Source organism: Francisella salina (genome assembly GCF_000219045.1).
GTDB lineage: Bacteria > Pseudomonadota > Gammaproteobacteria > Francisellales > Francisellaceae > Francisella > Francisella salimarina.
Genome location: NC_015696.1, coordinates 2,017,010 through 2,035,931, shown reverse-complemented (window position 1 = coordinate 2,035,931; position 18,922 = coordinate 2,017,010). Strand labels below are relative to the sequence as shown.

Here is an 18,922-nt window from a genome sequence, read left to right as displayed (position 1 = left end):
ATTTGTTTATTTTTTGTCAAAACAGTTGTTAAATAACTTATTTACAAATATGTTAATAATTTTGTTGATAAATTTGATGATTAATTATCCACATTTTTATTCAGGCTCTTTCATCCACTTTTTTACATACTTATACATCTTTTGTAAAATACTCAAATCTATTGATATATTTGTGTTTTAAAGAGTTATCAACAAGAAAATATCCACATAATAAATAATAATATAAAGAAAAAGAAATTAAGTTATATATAAATAAGTAAAAGAAAAATGATCAAAAATATAAAAAAAAAATTTTTTCTTTATAATTGATGTTAATAAGATTAAAAACTTTTTTCTAATGTCATTAAATACTGAAATATTTTTAAACATAAATAAATATGAACAAAGAATAGCTATAAAAGAAAATAATATTCTTAAAGAAATTTTAATTGAAAGAGATAACCAAAAAAGAATAGTAGGAAATATTTATAAAGGTAAAATAATAAGAGTACTTCCTGGTATGCAAGCAGCATTTGTAGATATAGGATTAGAAAAAGCAGGTTTCTTACATTTATCAGAAGTTATACCTCTAGAAAAAGATGATGAAGAATCTGATGAAAATTTTAAATTAAACAAACTAAATACTGAAGATATAAATAAATGGTTACGAGAAGGCCAAGAAGTATTAGTTCAAGTTGTAAAAGAAAGTATAGGTAATAAAGGTGTAAAATTAACTTCACATTTATCTGTATCATCAAGATTCTTAGTTTTCTTGCCTGATTTAGATCATATAGGTATATCTCTTAAGATAAATAAAGAAGAAGAAAAACAAAGATTATTAGATTCTATTAAGAAAATAACTCAAAGTGAAAATCCTAGAGGTTACATATTAAGAACTGCTGCAGAAGGTGCTAGTTATGAAGAGCTAGAAAATGACATCAAGTTTTTAAATAACCTATGGCAAGATATTTTGGATATTTCAAGTACTATAATTAAACCAGGTGTTGTTTATGAGGATTTTAGTTTAATAATTAAAACAATTAATATTTTTGCTAATGACAATCCTGATAAAATTCATGTTGATAATATAGATTCATACAAAGAAATTTGTCAATTTGCTGATAAATACATTCCTGGATTAAGAGATAAAATAGAGCTTTATCAAAAACATAATATTTTTGAAGAATATGATATTGATACAGAAATAAATAAAGCTTTAGATAAAACAGTATATCTCAAATCAGGAGGATATCTGGTTATCGAACAGACTGAAGCAATGATAACTATCGATATAAATACAGGTGGTTTTATAGGAACAAAAAATCTAGAAGAAACTATATTTAAGACAAATTTAGAAGCTACAAAAGAAATAGCTAGACAGCTAAGGCTAAGAAATTTAGGTGGTATCATAATTATAGATTTCATTGATATGATGGATGAGTCACATAAAAATCAAGTTTTAGAGGCTCTGAAGAAAGAATTAGAGCTTGATAAGGCCAAGACTAGTGTCAGTGATATTTCAGAGCTAGGATTGGTCGAGATGACGCGTAAAAGGGTACATGAGAGTTTATTAAGAACACTATGCCAGCCATGTGATCACTGTAGAGGTAAAGGAAGCGTCAAAACATTACAGACAATTTGTTATGATATATTCAGAGAAATTAAATCAGAATCAAAAAATTATCCAAATTATAATAATTTCTTACTTATGTCTTCAAAAAAGATTATTGACTATATAGAAAAAGAAGAATCTATATGGTTAGCAGAACTGGAACTTGAAATCGATAAAAACATTCATCTAAAAGCTGAAAGTAGTCATATATACAATCAATACGATATAATTCCATTAAATTAAAAAAAAATACAAAACATTATTGACAGCTTAATAAAAAGAGCTATAATACTTACTCATAGTCGCCGACTTAGCTCAATAGGTAGAGCAACTGACTTGTAATCAGTAGGTCGCCAGTTCGATTCCGGCAGTCGGCACCATAAATACGGAGTGGTAGTTCAGTTTGGTTAGAATACCTGCCTGTCACGCAGGGGGTCGCGGGTTCGAGTCCCGTCCATTCCGCCATATTCTCATTAAGGTCTAGTTCTTAAAACTCAGTTTTCCCCTTTTTACTTCTGATATCTTGATCTAGACCTTAATTTTTTATATTTTCTTAAAAACTCAATAAATTTTAACTATTAAATATCTAAAAAAATATTTCGATAAAATCTATATTACTTTTTATTTGTATATAAAGATAAGTTGTTATCTTTAGTGTAATGATGTACCATTACATCATTACACTAAAGATATTTTTTTATGAATTCAAATAAAGGATGGCAACAATTAGTAAATATCTTATCTGAAACTTCAGATTCCAAAGATATTGATACTATTTGTGATTTTTTATTAACTAAAGAAGAAAAAGAGCAATTAAATAAAAGAGTTCTTTTGACAAAAGAGTTATTAAAAAAAGAAAAATCACAAAGAGAAATATCTAAGGAAGTAGGTATAAGTATTTGTACAGTTACAAGATGTTCTAACGCTCTAAAAGATTGTTCTAAAAGAGTAAAAGAAATATTCTCTGATAATATAAAAGGTGATTAAATGTCAGTAAAAGAGCCAGAAAAATTTTTAGCATCACATATCTATAATTTAGATTATCAAGAAGATTTAAATAGATGTTTTGCTAATTTATGTACTAACAAAAAAAATACTATATTGTTAGAATCAGCAGAAATAGATACAAAAGATAAACTCAAAAGTATTTTGGTACTAAATAGTGCCTTACGTATAGCTTGTATTGAAAACAAAGTTTTTATGAAACCATTGTCCAAAAATGGTGAATATGCACTAAAAGAGATACAAAAAAACATCAAAGATGATATTGAATATAAATATGATAACAAACAATTAATATTAACTTTTAAATCAATAAAAGATTATCAATTTAATGAACATCAAAAATTAAAAAAACAGTCAGTTTTTGATGCTCTAAGAATTATAAAAGATAGTTTTGAAATAGATAATGAATTTAGTATTTTTTTGGCTGGTTTATTTGCTTATGATGTTGTTGGTAGTTTTGAAAAAATAGGTCAAGTAAAACGTAAGAATAAATGTCCAGACTATGTATTTTATTTAGCTGATACAATACTTGTAAGTGATCATCAAGAAAAAAATACATTTATACAAGTTAATAGCTTTGGACATCAAACAATATCAGAACTAGAGGATAGCGTTGCTGTAATTAAGCAAAATATAAATAATGATATAGAGTTAAAAGTTGAAAAATTTAGCAATTTAGAACCTAAAGAATCAATAAGTGATAGAGATTTTTGTGGTGTAGTAGATAAACTAAAATCACATATTATAAATGGTGATATATTCCAAGTTGTACCTTCAAGAAGTTTCTTTTTGCCATGTCAAAATTCTTTGGAAGTTTATAAAGAGCTTAAACGTACAAATCCTAGCCCGTATATGTTTTATATGCAAGATGAAGATTTTATTATTTTTGGAGCATCGCCAGAAAGTGCCTTAAAATATCAAAAATCTACGAATCAAGTAGAAATATATCCTATAGCAGGTACACGTAGAAGAGCAAAAAATCCAGATGGTAGTATTAATGCAGATTTAGATAGTAGGATTGAGCTAGAGCTTAGATTAGATGCTAAAGAAAATGCAGAGCATATGATGTTGGTAGATTTAGCACGTAATGATGTTGCAAGGATATCTAAAACTGGTACTCGTTATGTTGCTGATCTTTTAAAGGTTGATAGATATAGTCATGTTATGCATTTGGTCTCTAGAGTAGTAGGTCAACTTGCTGATGATTTGGATGCTTTGCATGCTTATCAGGCTTCTATGAATATGGGTACATTAACAGGTGCGCCAAAGATAAAAGCAATGCAGTTAATATCAGAAGTCGAAAAACAGACTAGAGGTGGATATGGCGGAGCTATTGGTTATTTTAATGGGTATGGTGATTTAGATAGTTGCATAGTTATACGTTCTGCATATGTTGAAGATGAAGTGGCAGAGGTTCAAGCAGGTGCAGGTGTAGTATTGGATTCTATACCTATAGCAGAAGCTGATGAAACTAGAACAAAAGCACAAGCTGTAATATCAGCTATCAAAAATGTACATGGAGTGTAGTTAATGGCTAATATTATATTTATAGATAATTTTGATTCATTTTCTTATAACTTGGTGGATGAATTTAGAGTTCTAGGAAATAATGTCGAAGTATTCAGAAATAATTTATATCTGGAAGTTCTTTTGGATAAAATTAACTCAACTGATAATCCTATAGTTGTGATATCGCCTGGTCCTGGCAATCCTGCAAGTGCAGGATGTATAGTTGATCTTATATCAGTTATTAAAGGTAAGGTACCAATTATAGGAATATGTTTAGGTCATCAAGCTATAGTTGAAGCTTATGGTGGTATAGTATCTCATGCTAACGAAATTGTTCATGGTAAAACTGCTAAAGTTAAATTTATAAAGCATGGTATTTTTGAAGGTTTGGAATCACCATTGAGTGTGGCTAGGTATCATTCTTTAGTGGCTATTAAAGTACCAACTGGCCTCGAAACTGTAGCGGAAGTTAATGATTTGGTAATGGCTGTAGTAGATGATAAAAATAAGGTCTGTGGTTTACAATTTCATCCTGAATCAATAATGACTATACATGGTTCTAAACTCTTAGATAATATAGTTAAATGGGTACAGCAATGATTAGTTTAAGAGATATTGTCGAAAAATTATTTAATTCAGAAAATCTTAATTATGAAGAAAGTTATCAGCTTTTTGATTATTTTATCAAAGGTCAAATAGAGTTACCTTTACAAACTAGTATATTAATAGCTCTTAAACTAAAACAAGAAACTTCGACAGAAATAGCAGCCGCAGTAGAAGCTCTACTTGATAATACAAAAGAGTTTCCAAAAATAAATGGAGATTTAGCTGGAATAGTTGGGACTGGTGGAGATGGGTTTAATACTATTAATATTTCTACAACAGCTGCGATTGTTGCAGCGGCAGCTGGTTATAAAGTTGCTAAACATGGTGGTCGAAGTGTATCAAGTAAATCAGGTTCTTTTGATCTTTTAGAATCTTTTGGTGTCAATATAGAGTTATCACCACAGCAAACAAAAGAATGTTTAGAACTATATAATCTTGGATTTTTATTTGCGCCATTTTATAGTGGAGGTTTTAGGTATATAAAAGAGGCTAGAGCTATCTTAAAAACAAGGACTATTTTTAATATTTTAGGACCTTTGATAAACCCAGCTAGACCAAATAAGGTTGTGATAGGAGTTTACTCAAAAGATTTAATTTTGCCAATGGCAAAAACTCTAATTAATCTTGGAATTGATAGAGCAGTTGTAGTATACGGTAGTGGCTTAGATGAAGTAGCAATACATGATGATACTTATGTCGCTGAAATACAAAATAATCAGATAACGGAATATAAAGTTTCTCCTGTAGATTTTGGTATAGATACATATGCAATCAAAGATCTTGAAGGTGGATTACCAGAGCAAAATAGAGAGATTATAAAGCAAATACTTCAAGGTAAGGGTAAACAAGCGCATAATGCTGCGGTAGCTGTAAATGTAGCTATGCTTATGAAACTTTATGATAAGGATGATTTAAAACAAAATACTCAAGAAATATTAGAGCTTATAAAATCAGGCAAATGTTTTGATACATTACAACAAGTTATAAATTATGATAAATAAAATCAAAAAAATAGGAATTTGTATATTAGGATTATTAATATTGAATTCTGGATATACTTGTACAGTTTTTATTAAAAATGATGGTAAAAATAATTATATTTTTGCTAAAAGTAGAGACGTAACTTTTAATAGATACGATTCAACATATTATTTCTTAAGGCAAGAAAATGTAGTTTTTCATGTACCAAAAAAAGGTTATAAATATATTTCTTTACAATATAGCCAATCTCAACCAGATCCAAATATTTTCTCTACAGGAACAAATGAAAAAAATTTGTCTATGAGTTATAACTATGATAGTTCACAGTTAGGAAGTACAGGCGATAATTTATCTGAATATACTCCTTCTATTATAAATATGGCTGATAAGTTTAATAGATATTTAATTAGTAACGCTGCTACATTAAATGATGTAAATAAAATAATTAAACAAGCTGTTTATAATTTTAATAATAAAAGTACTGAACAAGAGCCTTTTGCTGTTCCTATGTTATTATCATTTGCGCAACATAATAAAAATAAAAAAGATATTTATGAGGTTGTAGAGATTGTAATATCAAACCCTAATACTGTAAAAAAAACATACTTTAAATCATTAAAAATAAGTGGTTATCAAGATTTCCAGGAAAATAAGAAGTGCATAAGTATTTTGAATAATATGTACGGTAAAGGATTTAATAAAGACATAGTAAATATTTATAATAAAGTATTTATGTCTAATCAATTTATCTGTAGTTATATTGGAAGAACAAGCTTTAAAAATAATTATTCAAATTTAGCAAGTTATTACTTTGCAGATCAAGTTGCTAAATTGACAGCATATAATAACTTAAAACTCGATTATAAAATTAAAAAATCGAATGATTATCTAATTGAAACTAACTCTATAACCTCTCTAGATTTACAAAAATATACATATTTTGTTCCCCCAGAATCTATATCTCGTTATGACTCTTTAGATACTTTGCTCAAAAATTCAGAGCAAATATCAAAATTGGTTAATGATAAAAATGGATACTCTAGAGAGTTAGCTATTATGTTCTTAAATGATATATATAATCCAAGTAAATATGATTTAGATGGCTATACTATGTCATCTAATATGGCTGTTTCTAGAGAAAGTAGTAGAGCAAAATATGTTGTTAGTTTTATTAAAGACAATACCACAGGAAGAGAAGTTCCATATATATTTGTTGAAATTACTTCTCCAGCACAACCGTACAATAGAGCTACTATAAAACTAAATAAATGCTTTTGGGAAGAGCATAAAAATAATGATATTATTGTTGATAAAGATGAATTTTATTATAAATATCATAAGATGTATCAAAATTATAATGGACAATAACCATGAAAAAAATAATATATAGTTTATCGATATTATCTTGTAGTTTAGGTTTTTCAGCTGATAGTGATACTAAATATCAAAAAGCTGTATTTGCAGGTGGTTGTTTTTGGTGTTTAGAATCAGATTTTGAATATATGCAAAAACATCAAGATTTAAGCCATGATGGTATTATAAAGATTATTTCTGGTTATGACGGTGGTTTGCAAAAAGATCCTACTTACAAAACAGTATCTGCAGGTATTACAAACTACAAAGAATCAGTAGAGGTTGTATATGATCCTACTAAAATTAGTTATCAAGATTTAGTAGAATATTTTTATCGTCGTATAGATCCTACAGATTCTAAAGGACAGTTTTGTGATAAAGGCGAGCAGTATCAATAAGCTATATATTATAGCGATGATAAACAAAAACAGGTTGCTGAAGATGTTACTAAAAAATTAAAAGCAGAATTTAAAAAGCATAATCAACCTGTATATACTCAAATTTTACCATCTACACATTTTTATAAAGCCGAAAGTTATCATCAAGATTATCATCATAAAAACCCTAAAAGATATTGCTATTATCGTACAGGCTGCGGTCGTGATGTAACAGTAAATAAAGTTTGGCAAAATATAGATTGGAAATATAGTAATATAACACCTTTTAATATACCATCTAGCTATGCAGAATGTTTAACAAGATAGTAAAATGAAAGTAGTAGGTGTAGCATCAAAAGTTTCTAATGATAGGGAAGATTTGCTTGAAGAAGCTTGGGAGCTTTTCTTTAATAGTGAGGTACTAGAGTATCTTAATGGTCAAAATATATCTCAGGATATAATATCTGTTTATTATGAGTATGAAGGCGATCATACGGCTCCATATACTCTTTTGATAGGTTATGAGGTGGCAGAGTCTTTTGAGGTACCAACAGGGTTAAATTCTGTGCAAATTGAGCTTAACCATCAAACGCACCGTATTGAAGGCGAGCTACCTGATGCTATTATTGATAAATGGCAACAAATTTGGGCAGATAATTCTAAAAAGAGAGCTTATAAAGCAGATTTTGATAGATATAATCCTATTAAAGATTATGCTGAAGTTAATGTTGAATATCTAAAATAAATAATCTTCAAATCAACAAAGTACAGAAAAATTCAACTTTTATTGTTTTTTCGTTTAAAATACTTCATAAAATTATATAAATAATAAGTATTATGGAAACTATATTAGCTAAGATAGTTGAAGCAAAAAGAAATTGGCTTTTTGCAAAAAAAAGATTATTTCCACTAGATGTATTCAAAAAAGAAGTTATAAAAACAGATAGGGATTTTTATCAGGCTTTAGAATCAGACAAAGCAGTATTTATTCTAGAGTGTAAAAAAGGATCTCCTTCTAAAGGAGTTATCCGTAAAAAATTTGATCTAAATGAAATAGCAGCAGTATATAAAAATTACGCAAATGTAATATCTGTACTTACAGATGAAGAATTCTTTATGGGTAGCTTTGCAAATCTAGAAATTGTTAGAAAGCAAGTAACTCAACCTATACTTTGTAAAGATTTTATTATAGATGAGTATCAAATATATTTAGCTAGGCATTATCAAGCTGATGCAGTGTTACTGATGCTTTCGGTATTAGATGATAATGAGTATAAGAAACTAGCAAAAGTAGCTAATCGTCTTGGCATGGGTATCTTAACTGAAGTTAGTAATGAAGAAGAACTTGAAAGAGCTATCAAACTCAAAGCAAAAGTTATAGGTATTAATAATCGTAATCTAAGAGATCTTTCTATTGATCTAAATACTACGCGTCTTTTGGCGCCAAAAATACCTAAAGGAACAACTATTATTTCAGAATCAGGAATTTATAAAAATCAAGAAATCCGTGATTTAAGAAATTATGTTAATGGTTTTTTGATAGGTAGTTCTATTATGAGTGAACGCAATCTAGAACTTGCAGTTAGAAAGCTTGTATATGGTTTTAATAAGGTTTGTGGTCTTACCTCTGTAGAAAATGCGCAAAAAGCATATAATGCAGGAGCGGTGTATGGAGGATTTATATTTGTAGAGAAATCTCCTCGCTGTGTAGATTTTGCCATGGCAAAACAAATAACTAAAAAAGTTAGATTAAACTATGTAGGTGTATTTGCTAATGCTAGTATTGAAGATGTTGTAAATACTGCTTATGGTTTGAAACTTAGTGCAGTGCAGTTACATGGTGACGAAAATCAAGAATATATAGATGCACTAAAATCAAAACTACATAAAAACTGTCAGATATGGAAAGCTTATGGAATTGACAAAACTGTCCCAGAGTTTTTTGCTAATGTAGATTATCACTTATTGGATGCTCAAGTAGATGGTAAATCAGGTGGTACTGGTAAAGCTTTTGATTGGAGTCTTATCAAAGACAGGAAAAATATAATACTTGCTGGTGGTCTGAATCCTAAAAATATAGCAAAAGCAATAGAGCTAAGATGTTCTGCTTATGATATTAATTCTGGTGTAGAATCTGAACCAGGACAAAAAGATCAGCAGAAATTAAAAGAAGTTTTTGAGGTTATAAGAGACTACTAGCATCTTATTTCACACTTTATTTTAACTTATAAGTATTAAAAGTAATTCATAGTTAGTATATATAATTGCAACAATATTTAGCTACTGCTATTCTAAATAAAAATATCTAATATCACCCTAACTATGAATCAACCAGAAATTAAATATTTGAGAGACTACAAGCCAAGTAATTATCTTATAAATGAAACACATCTAAAATTTGAACTTAATGAGTCAAAAACTAGAGTGACAGCAAATTTATATATAGTAGCTAATCCAGCAAATCGTGAAAATAACACACTGGTTTTAGATGGTAATAATCTAAAACTATTATCTATAAAAATAGATAATAAAGAGCTATCAAATACAGATTTTATAGTTAATGAAAACCAATTAATCATAGATGATGCTCCAGAAAAGTTTGTATTAGAAACAGTGGTAGAGATTAACCCTGAGGCTAATACTTCTTTAGAAGGTTTATACAAGTCTGGAGAGGTGTTTTGTACCCAATGTGAGGCAACTGGATTTAGAAAAATTACTTACTATCTAGATAGACCAGATGTGATGTCTTCTTATACAGTCAAAATAATAGCAGACAAGCAAAAATATCCAGTAATTTTATCAAATGGCGATAAAGTTGAGTCTGGAGATATTTCAGATACTCAGCATTTTGCAGTATGGAAAGATCCATTTAAGAAGCCTTGCTATTTATTTGCTCTTGTAGCTGGAGATTTGGCAAGTATCAAAGATATTTATATCACAAAATCACAACGTAAAGTCAGTCTAGAAATATACGCTTTTAAACAAGATATAGATAAATGTCATTATGCAATGCAAGCTGTTAAAGACTCTATGAAATGGGATGAGGATAGGTTTGACTTAGAGTATGACTTAGATACTTTTATGATTGTGGCGGTGCCTGATTTTAATGCTGGTGCAATGGAAAATAAAGGTCTAAATATTTTTAATACCAAATATATTATGGCTAGTGATAGGACTGCTACAGATAAAGATTTTGAATTGGTACAAAGTGTAGTGGGACATGAGTATTTTCATAATTGGACAGGTGATAGAGTTACTTGTAGAGACTGGTTCCAGCTTAGCTTAAAAGAAGGCTTGACTGTATTTAGAGACCAAGAGTTTACTTCTGATTTAAACTCTAGAGATGTTAAAAGAATTGATGATGTACGTATTATTAGAAGTGCTCAATTTGCTGAAGATGCTAGTCCAATGTCTCATCCTATCCGACCTGAGTCGTACATTGAGATGAATAATTTCTATACTGTAACGGTTTATCATAAAGGTGCTGAGATAATTCGTATGATTCATACCTTACTAGGCGAAGAAGGCTTCCAAAAAGGTATGAAATTATACTTTGAAAGACATGATGGACAAGCTGTTACTTGTGATGATTTTGTAAATGCTATGGCAGATGCTAATAATCGTGATTTTAACTTATTTAAAAGATGGTATGCTCAATCAGGTACACCAAGCATTAAAGTTGCTCAGAACTATGATGCAGAAAATCAAATTTATAGTCTAATACTAGAGCAAACTACTCCGCCAACAGCAGATCAAAAAGAAAAACAAGCTCTTCATATACCAGTTAGTATGAGGCTTATCACTCCAGAAGGTGAAAATATCGCCGAGCAAGTTATTGAGCTAACAGAGCAAAAGCAAACCTATACTTTTGAAAATATTACTGCAAAGCCAGTAGCTTCTTTATTTAGAGATTTTTCGGCACCTGTGAAGGTTGAGCATGAGCGTGCTGAATCAGAGCTATTACATATCGTTAAGTATGATAATAATGCTTTTAATCGTTGGGACTCTTTACAGCAATTAGCTACTAAAATGATATTAAACAATGCTGATGTAGATACGGAGTTTTTAAATGCTTTTAAATCAATTTTACATGATAAAGATTTAGATAAAGCCTTAATTAGTGATGCTCTAATGATACCAACAGAGTCTACAATTGCTGAGGCAATGCCGACAATTATGGTTGATGAAATTGTAAAATCTCGTAAAAAAGTCATGAATCAGCTAGCAGATAAGCTAAAAGATGATTGGCTAGCAGTATATCAACAATGTAGTGATAATAAGCCATATAGCCTATCAGCTGAGCAAATTGCTAAAAGAAAGCTAAAAGGTGTCTGCTTGAGTTATCTGATGAATGCTAGTGATCAAAGTCAAGGTACAAAGCTAGCACAACAACTATTTGATAATGCTGATAATATGACAGATCAGCAAACCGCATTTTCAGCATTGTTAAAGTCTAATGATAAGCAAGTTCGTGATAATGCTATTAATGAGTTTTATAAGCGTTGGAAACATGAGGATTTAGTTGTAAATAAATGGCTAGTATCTCAAGCTCAAATTTCTCATGAGTCAGCTTTAGATATAGTTAAAGGCTTAGTTAATCATCCTGCATATAATGCAAAAAATCCTAATAAGGTTTATTCACTAATTGGTGGTTTTGGTGCTAATTTCTCACAATATCATCGCAAAGATGGTTTAGGATATGCTTTTATGGCTGATACTGTGCTAGAGCTTGATAAATTTAATCATCAAGTTGCTGCAAGAATGGCTCGAAATCTGATGAGCTGGAAACGCTATGACTCTGATAGACAAGCTATGATGAAACAGGCTCTTGAGAAAATCAAAGCTTCTAATCCTAGTAAAAATGTCTATGAGATAGTTAGTAAGAGTTTAGAGTTGTAGTTTTCTTTATATTTATCTAAGTATTTCAGATCTATATAATTATTACCGTGTATTTTATAGAGCTGTAATCGATAAAGCCTTATAATAACTTACTCATGAAAAATATAGAAATCAATATGTCAGTAGTTGTTGTAGGAAGTGCCAATAGAGATTTAGTTGTAAAAGTTGATCAACTTGCACAAAAAGGTCAAACGATAATAAGTCAAAATTATGAAGAGTTTTGTGGTGGTAAAGGAGCTAATCAAGCTGTAGCTGCAAGAAGACTTGGCGAAAATGTAACTTTTATTACAAACCTTGGTAAAGATAGTTTTGGAGATAGGCTTTTAGAGTTTTATAAAAAAGAAGGTCTAGATAGCTTAACTATCAATCAAGATTCTGGTAGTAATACAGGTTTGGCTTTTATTTGTGTTGATAATCAAGGTCAAAATATAATTAATGTAGTAATGGGAGCTAATGCTAAGTTAGATCAGCAAATTTTGGACAAACATAACCAAAAAATCCAACAAGCAAAAATCATATTAACCCAACTAGAAACTCCTTTGGAAACTATTGAGTATTTAGCAAATAAAATCACTGATAAACAAACTTTTATATTAAACCCTGCCCCAGCTAGAGAGCTACCTCAAGAGCTACTCAAAAAGGTAGATATATTAACGCCAAATGAGACTGAGGCATCTATTTTGTCAGGTATAGAGGTTAAAGACGTAAATACAGCTAAGCAGGCAGCAAAAGAGCTGCATAATAAAGGTGTATCTACAGTTATAGTAACTTTGGGTGAACAAGGCGCTTTATTATCAAAAAATAATGGTCAAGAACAAAAATTATTTGCTACCAAAAAAGTAGATGTGGTAGACACTACAGCTGCAGGAGATACTTTTAATGGTGTTTTGGCATTTTGTCTAGACAAAGGATTATCTATAGAACAATCAATCGAGATAGCTAATACAGCAGCAGCTCTAGCAGTAACTATAGAGGGGGCAGAAGATTCAGCACCTACTTTAGAGAAATTGAATACTTATTTAGAACAAAAAATATAATATATGGAGATTTAAAATGGTTGTACTACACTCGTACGGTGTTGCGGTATTTTTTTGCATAATTACGATGCTATGTTGGGGTTCTTGGGCAAATACACAAAAGCTCTCGACAAAAGAGTGGCCTTTTCAACAGTATTATTGGGATTATGCTTTAGGGATTTTGATAGTATCTTTTGTCTTAGCTATAACTATGGGAAGTTTTGGTACAGAAGGTAGATCATTCTTTAGTGATATTTCTCAAGCGTCATCTGAGAGTTTTATTTATGCTTTTATGGGTGGTGTGGTTTTTAACTTAGCTAATATACTACTTGTAGCTGCTATTGATATTGCAGGGATGTCTGTAGCTTTTCCTTTAGCTATTGGTTTGGCTCTAGTCATAGGTGTGATTACAAACTATATAGCAACACCTCTAGGTCAGCCTATAGTCTTGTTTTTAGGAGTTTTGAGCGTACTTGCAGCAATTATTATTGATGCTGTTATATATAAGCGTATTTCTGATAATAAAAACAAAAATATGCTTAAAGGATTTATAGTTTCTATTATTTCAGGTATCTTAATGGGCTTTTTCTATCCATTGGTTATTAAATCAATCTCAAATGATTTTGTAACTCCTCAGGTTGGCTTAATGACACCTTATACAGCAAGTTTTATATTTGCTGTAGGGATATTTGTATCTAACTTTGTGATTAATGGTTGGATGATTAAGTTTCCTATTTCTGGTAAAAAACTTAAGTTTAAAGACTATTTCTCTCAAGGTACGCCATGGTTGCATATTATTGGTATATTAGGTGGTGTGATTTGGGGGATTGGATCTTGTCTTAACTTTATAGCTTCTGGTATTGCTGGACCTTCTATCTCGTATGGTTTGGGTCAAGGTGCAACAATGATAGCGGCATTCTGGGGTGTATTTATTTGGAAAGAATTTGCCAAAGCACCAAAAGGTACAAATAAGTTGATAGTACTAATGTTTATAACTTATATTTTGGGATTAACACTTATTGTTTTTGCGAGAAATATTTAGTTTTATAATTATTTGAATGCTTTTAATAAAAGCGTAGTGGTTGTTTTAATAAAGTCATTTTCTTCTAATATATCTTTATCTAACTCATAAGATCTTATGAATGGAGCTAACGTTGCAGATGATATAAATAGAAGGACATATTTAGCAGAAAAATCTTTGGATAGTTGTCCATTATTTTGAAAATCTTTTATTTTTTCTTCAAGTTGATCAAATGATGCGAATTTTTGTTGATTTTTGATACCTGATAAAGAAGAGTTTTTTTCTAAGCGCTGCCAGTCTAACATTTTTAGTATATCAGGATTTTTTGTATGAATATTAAACCTTGCTTTGACTAGCTTTTTTAAAAACTCTTCAAATGTATCTTCCTTTATACAGTCTTTGATATCAGAAAATGTTTCAGAATTTATTAAAGATTCTTTAACAGCTTTCCATAAGTCAGTCTTATTAGAAAAATAATGATATATAAGAGAGCTTTGTACATTAGCTTTTTTAGCAATATCTCTAATAGATGTGCCATTAAAACCATTTTCAAGAAATAACACTTTTGCAGATTTAATAATTTTTTTAGCAGTTTTATGAGTTTTAGATTCCATTAATTTTAAGAGTTTCATAAGTTTTTAGAAATTATAGCAGATAGTATGTTTTAAATTCTATTGAACGATCGATCATTAGGTGATAATATTATTGATCAATTGTTCAATAATTTAAAAAAGAGACTCTTCCTATGATTTTAGTCAGAAAAAAACCTTTAGGTGTTGTAATGCTAACAATTTTTACAATAGCTTTAGGTTGCGGTTATTTCTTTGGTGCGATGATGTTTACACCTTCTCTTCCAGCAATTACAGATTATTTTGATACAAGTTCATCATTATCTAGAATGACAGTTTCAAGTTTTTTTGTAACAATGGCTATATCTCAGCTTATCTATGGACCAGCATCAGATAAATACGGTAGGAAACCTTTAATTTTAATAGGATCTATAATCTTTGCTTTAGGTTCAATATTATGTATTCTCTCTCATTCTATTATATTTCTAATTTTTAGTAGAGCTATACAGGGTCTCGGTGCAGGAGCTTTAATTACTTTGGCTAGAACATTGGTTCAGGACTCTTTTAGAAAAGAACACTTTTTAAAAGCAGTATCTTGGATGAGTATATTTTTTGCCGTAGCTCCAGCTATTTCTCCAGTTATTGGAGGTTTTTTACAGTTTCATTTTGGTTGGCAGAGCAATTTTATTTTTATGTTTATTTTTGCGGTTAGTTTATTTATTGCTGTACTTTTTTTATTACCAGAAACTAATAAAGATAAAAATCCTAAAGCAATGAATATTAGTCATTTAGTCAATAATTATCTAATTGTTGCAAAAAATAAGAAATTTTGGATTTATCTACTTTTTATTATTACTGGTTTATCAGGAGGAATTTCGTTTGATGTAGTAGGATCATTTATATTAATCAAGGATTATCATTTAACATCAGTAGCTTTTGGTATGATCTCAACACTTTTATTAATGATGATAATTGTTTCACGTTTTTTGACATCAATGATATTGCTTAAGTATATGGATAAAAATAAGGTTATACTGTTTGGATTATTTCTCATGTTCTTATCATCTAATATATTGATAATTTTAGATTTATTAAATCTATTAGGGCTATTTGATCTTTTATTTATTCTTGCTATTTTTTTCTTAGCTTGTGGAATAGTAATACCAATTTCAGCAGCAAATCTTTTGAGTTTATTTGATAATATGAAAGGAGTAGCTAGTGCTTTTTATGAATCTATGCAAATGTGTGGGATTTTCTTGATAAGTATTATTGCATCAAGTATGAATCCATCGATTGGTTTTATGCTAAGTATTATAAGTGTATTATCAGTTATTAGTTTTATTATGGGACTTAGGATTTTTTATAAAAGAAATAATCTATTTAAAATTAGGAGTAATACTATTCAATCAGCGTAATATACAATATTTGATATATCAAAATAATCATTGATTTGTTGTAATTGGTTTTTACTTTCTGAAATTAGTTTGGTGATGATTGCGCGATATGTATCATCTGGTAAATCCCAGTAATGAAAATATAGTTTCATATTCCATATACACTCATTATCTAAAACAATAAGTTCATTATTTTTAAGTTCTTTTATAATGTCTGATTTTGGTAATAAAGCATAGCCCTTGCTTTGTAAACACATTTGTTTAAATCCTTTTACAGAAGGAATAATATGACAATTATCTATATCAACTTGAAAGCCGTAAAATTTCTCCATAAATCTAGCATTTAATTGATCATACTGATTGAATAATAAAGAAGGAGCTTGCTTCAGAGCATTTATCCATTTTTTACTATTTCTTTTAATTTTTTTGAAGTACTTATCATAAAAATAATTAGAGCAAACCAACAAATAGTCTATTTCACCAAGCTTCTCGACAAGACATCCGTGAGAGACTTTATCATTTGTACTAATACAAGACAAAACTTCTCCGTTTTGCAATGATTTGTGAGTCATTTCCTGATCAAAAGTTTTGATATTGAATCTAGAGATATTAGATGTATCTATATTGTCTAAAGTATCTAGAAACCAAGTATCTAGACTATCTTGATTTATAGCTATTGATATTTGCAGTTTAGTATTTTCTATTAGTTTTTTTTCTTTTAGTAGACCAGATTCTAATAGTTCTACTTTTGCTAAATGACTTAATAAATCTTGGCCTAACTTTGTAACCTTATAAGGAAGTACCCTTATAAGAACAGGAGCACCAAACTTTGTTTCAAGAGATTTTATTCGTTGTGATACAGCTGACTGGCTTATGAATAATTTATCAGCAGCAAGTTCGAAACTTTGCTGTTCTATTACTTCTTTTAATGCCTGTATAGCTTTATAATCTACCATGATTATTAATTTAACTTATGTATTATAATAATTATTAATTATACTAATTATCGAGTGTATGATAAATTTCTATTTCATCAAATATTTCAAAACAAGAAAATAATTATGGCATTCATATCTGGGTTTAGTTTAGCTTTATCATTGATTTTAGGAATAGGAGCACAAAATATTTTTGTACTCAAGCAGTCAATCAAGAAACACTACGCTATCTCTACAGCACTACTATGCTTTTGTTGTGATGTTGTATTAATTATATTAAGTATTTTATTAACTACTACTATGTCTCAATACATTCCTCTTTTGAGACCAGTGATGCTTATTATTGCGATATTATTCTTAGTTTATTATGGTTTTATTTCGATAAGGTCATCTTTCTCAAATAAAAACCCATTAGAAGAAAACTTTTATAAGTATAGTTTTTTAAAAATTTTCATTTTGAGTATTTCCTTTAGCTTACTTAACCCTCAAGCTATTTTGGATATAGTTATACTATTAGGAGGAGTAGCAGCGCATTATGAAGACAATATTTTAAAAATAGAATTTATGTTTGGCGCAATGTTAGCAAGTTTTACTTGGTTTTTATCTTTGATGTTATCAGGTTTTTTTCTAAGAAAATTTATCCAAAAATTAGTTGTTTGGCAGTGGGTAGAACGAGTTACGGGGATTCTTATGTTTATTATTGCGATTAGTTGTACTCGAATGCTAATTAGTTTCTAATCAACCCTATTAGATTTCTAAATCTATAGTTTCACCAATTTTTAAAATCAAAGCATTATCATCGCCATATTTTTGATTTATAGCTGCTTGTTTGAATCTTTTAGGTGGCTCAAAAAAAGGCTCTGGTGTAAGTCTGATAGTTCCCCAGTGCATGCCTATGGTTTTGGTCGCTTTGATATCTTTGGCTATTTGAATTGCTTCTTCCGGAGTAGCATGTACAGAACACATAAAATCACGAGGTTCATATGCTCCTATACCTATCAAAGCCAGATCAAAATACTTTTCTTTTTTGCCAATTTCTTTAAATACATCGCCATAAGCAGTATCACCTGAGAACCATATTTTCTTGTATTTATCTTTGATTGAGAAACTGGCCCATAGAGTTTTATTTCTATCAAATAATCCTCGACCAGAAAAATGAACGCATGGTAAACAGCCTATAGTAATATTATTTATATTAATCTCTTGCCACCAGTTCATTTCTGTTACATTTTTAAAACCTCTTTTGATAAAGAAATTACTAAGCCCTAGTGGTACTATTACTTTGATATTTTCTTTATTTGGAAAGTTCTTTATAACTTTTGAGTCTAAATGATCATAATGATTATGACTAATAATAAGCATATCAATTTTTGGAAGCTCACTTAAATCTAAAGGAGAAAATATTTCTCGTTTTGGTCCTAAAAATCTAGGCCCAGCATTTTTACTTAAAAAAGGATCTGTAACAATAAAATATTCATTAAGCTTAATCAAAAAAGCAGCATGCCCTAACCAAGTAATACTATAATCATTTAATTTATCTAAGAGCTCTAAAGCTTGTTGTTTTTCTAAAACATGGTCTTTAGGAAAATCTTCTTTATGTCTCTTAAACATAGAGGAAAAAATAAATCTTAAAAAATCTCTACTTCCTCCTTTGCGCATGGGGCTA

16 protein-coding genes, 2 tRNA genes and 1 pseudogene are annotated in these 18,922 nt (G+C 29.6%); 16 read left to right on the top strand and 3 right to left on the bottom strand.

The features are described 5' to 3' along the window. The first annotated feature begins 337 nt into the window (after positions 1 to 337). From F7308_RS09855 to F7308_RS09790, 14 genes and pseudogenes are all read left to right on the top strand, one after another. Positions 338 to 1,834, top strand: a complete 1,497-nt coding sequence (locus F7308_RS09855; RefSeq protein ID WP_013923729.1) for an Rne/Rng family ribonuclease — start codon at positions 338 to 340, stop codon at positions 1,832 to 1,834. A 61-nt stretch (positions 1,835 to 1,895) separates the two neighbouring features. Further along, positions 1,896 to 1,971: transfer RNA gene (locus tag F7308_RS09850), tRNA-Thr, on the top strand. A 7-nt stretch (positions 1,972 to 1,978) separates the two neighbouring features. Next, positions 1,979 to 2,056: transfer RNA gene (locus F7308_RS09845), tRNA-Asp, on the top strand. A 234-nt stretch (positions 2,057 to 2,290) separates the two neighbouring features. Further along, positions 2,291 to 2,578, top strand: coding sequence for a trp operon repressor (gene trpR, locus F7308_RS09840; protein WP_013923728.1), 288 nt, complete (start codon positions 2,291 to 2,293; stop codon positions 2,576 to 2,578). Beyond that, positions 2,579 to 4,123 carry an anthranilate synthase component 1 gene (locus F7308_RS09835; RefSeq protein WP_013923727.1) on the top strand — a complete coding sequence of 515 codons (1,545 nt, stop codon included), beginning with the start codon at positions 2,579 to 2,581 and terminating at the stop codon, positions 4,121 to 4,123. 3 nt (positions 4,124 to 4,126) lie between these two features. Then, positions 4,127 to 4,705: an aminodeoxychorismate/anthranilate synthase component II gene (locus F7308_RS09830; RefSeq protein ID WP_013923726.1), complete on the top strand. Its 579-nt coding sequence runs from the start codon at positions 4,127 to 4,129 to the stop codon at positions 4,703 to 4,705. After that, positions 4,702 to 5,712 (top strand): anthranilate phosphoribosyltransferase, encoded by a 1,011-nt coding sequence (gene trpD / locus F7308_RS09825; RefSeq protein ID WP_041263855.1) that lies wholly within the window; start codon positions 4,702 to 4,704, stop codon positions 5,710 to 5,712. Before F7308_RS09830 ends, trpD begins: the two co-directional genes overlap by 4 nt. Continuing rightward, the gene (locus F7308_RS09820) at positions 5,702 to 7,060 is read left to right on the top strand and encodes a hypothetical protein (RefSeq protein WP_013923724.1); all 1,359 of its coding nucleotides are present in this window, start codon (positions 5,702 to 5,704) and stop codon (positions 7,058 to 7,060) included. Before trpD ends, F7308_RS09820 begins: the two co-directional genes overlap by 11 nt. A 2-nt stretch (positions 7,061 to 7,062) precedes the next feature. Then, positions 7,063 to 7,749: pseudogene (msrA, locus tag F7308_RS09815) on the top strand (peptide-methionine (S)-S-oxide reductase MsrA). A 4-nt stretch (positions 7,750 to 7,753) separates the two neighbouring features. After that, complete coding sequence (locus tag F7308_RS09810) at positions 7,754 to 8,167, top strand: GyrI-like domain-containing protein (protein ID WP_013923722.1); 414 nt, start codon at positions 7,754 to 7,756, stop codon at positions 8,165 to 8,167. Positions 8,168 to 8,259: 92 nt separating this feature from the next. Continuing rightward, on the top strand, positions 8,260 to 9,621 hold the full coding sequence (trpCF, locus tag F7308_RS09805) for a bifunctional indole-3-glycerol-phosphate synthase TrpC/phosphoribosylanthranilate isomerase TrpF (RefSeq protein ID WP_013923721.1): 1,362 nt from the start codon (positions 8,260 to 8,262) through the stop codon (positions 9,619 to 9,621). A gap of 123 nt (positions 9,622 to 9,744) precedes the next feature. Beyond that, positions 9,745 to 12,321, top strand: a complete 2,577-nt coding sequence (gene pepN / locus F7308_RS09800; RefSeq protein WP_013923720.1) for an aminopeptidase N — start codon at positions 9,745 to 9,747, stop codon at positions 12,319 to 12,321. A 95-nt stretch (positions 12,322 to 12,416) separates the two neighbouring features. Continuing rightward, positions 12,417 to 13,358: a ribokinase gene (rbsK, locus tag F7308_RS09795; RefSeq protein ID WP_013923719.1), complete on the top strand. Its 942-nt coding sequence runs from the start codon at positions 12,417 to 12,419 to the stop codon at positions 13,356 to 13,358. Positions 13,359 to 13,374: 16 nt separating this feature from the next. Beyond that, complete coding sequence (locus F7308_RS09790) at positions 13,375 to 14,379, top strand: GRP family sugar transporter (RefSeq protein ID WP_013923718.1); 1,005 nt, start codon at positions 13,375 to 13,377, stop codon at positions 14,377 to 14,379. A gap of 8 nt (positions 14,380 to 14,387) precedes the next feature. On the opposite strand, the gene F7308_RS09940 is transcribed toward F7308_RS09790, so the two are convergent. Next, a complete protein-coding gene (locus F7308_RS09940) occupies positions 14,388 to 14,972 on the bottom strand; it encodes a TetR/AcrR family transcriptional regulator (protein ID WP_013923717.1) in 585 nt (194 codons plus the stop codon). A 131-nt stretch (positions 14,973 to 15,103) separates the two neighbouring features. On the opposite strand from F7308_RS09940, the gene F7308_RS09935 reads away from it, so the two are divergent. Beyond that, positions 15,104 to 16,342: a Bcr/CflA family efflux MFS transporter gene (locus tag F7308_RS09935; protein ID WP_013923716.1), complete on the top strand. Its 1,239-nt coding sequence runs from the start codon at positions 15,104 to 15,106 to the stop codon at positions 16,340 to 16,342. Here the strand turns inward: F7308_RS09935 and F7308_RS09775 are convergent. Beyond that, positions 16,330 to 17,277 (bottom strand): ArgP/LysG family DNA-binding transcriptional regulator, encoded by a 948-nt coding sequence (locus F7308_RS09775; RefSeq protein WP_013923715.1) that lies wholly within the window; start codon positions 17,275 to 17,277, stop codon positions 16,330 to 16,332. The genes F7308_RS09935 and F7308_RS09775 overlap by 13 nt on opposite strands. 105 nt (positions 17,278 to 17,382) lie before the next feature. Here F7308_RS09775 and F7308_RS09770 point away from each other — a divergent pair, with 105 nt between their 5' ends. Beyond that, the gene (locus F7308_RS09770) at positions 17,383 to 17,994 is read left to right on the top strand and encodes a LysE/ArgO family amino acid transporter (RefSeq protein WP_013923714.1); all 612 of its coding nucleotides are present in this window, start codon (positions 17,383 to 17,385) and stop codon (positions 17,992 to 17,994) included. Positions 17,995 to 18,003: 9 nt separating this feature from the next. Here F7308_RS09770 and F7308_RS09765 read toward each other — a convergent pair whose 3' ends face one another. Then, positions 18,004 to 18,915 (bottom strand): MBL fold metallo-hydrolase, encoded by a 912-nt coding sequence (locus tag F7308_RS09765; RefSeq protein ID WP_013923713.1) that lies wholly within the window; start codon positions 18,913 to 18,915, stop codon positions 18,004 to 18,006. Positions 18,916 to 18,922: the final 7 nt, after the last annotated feature.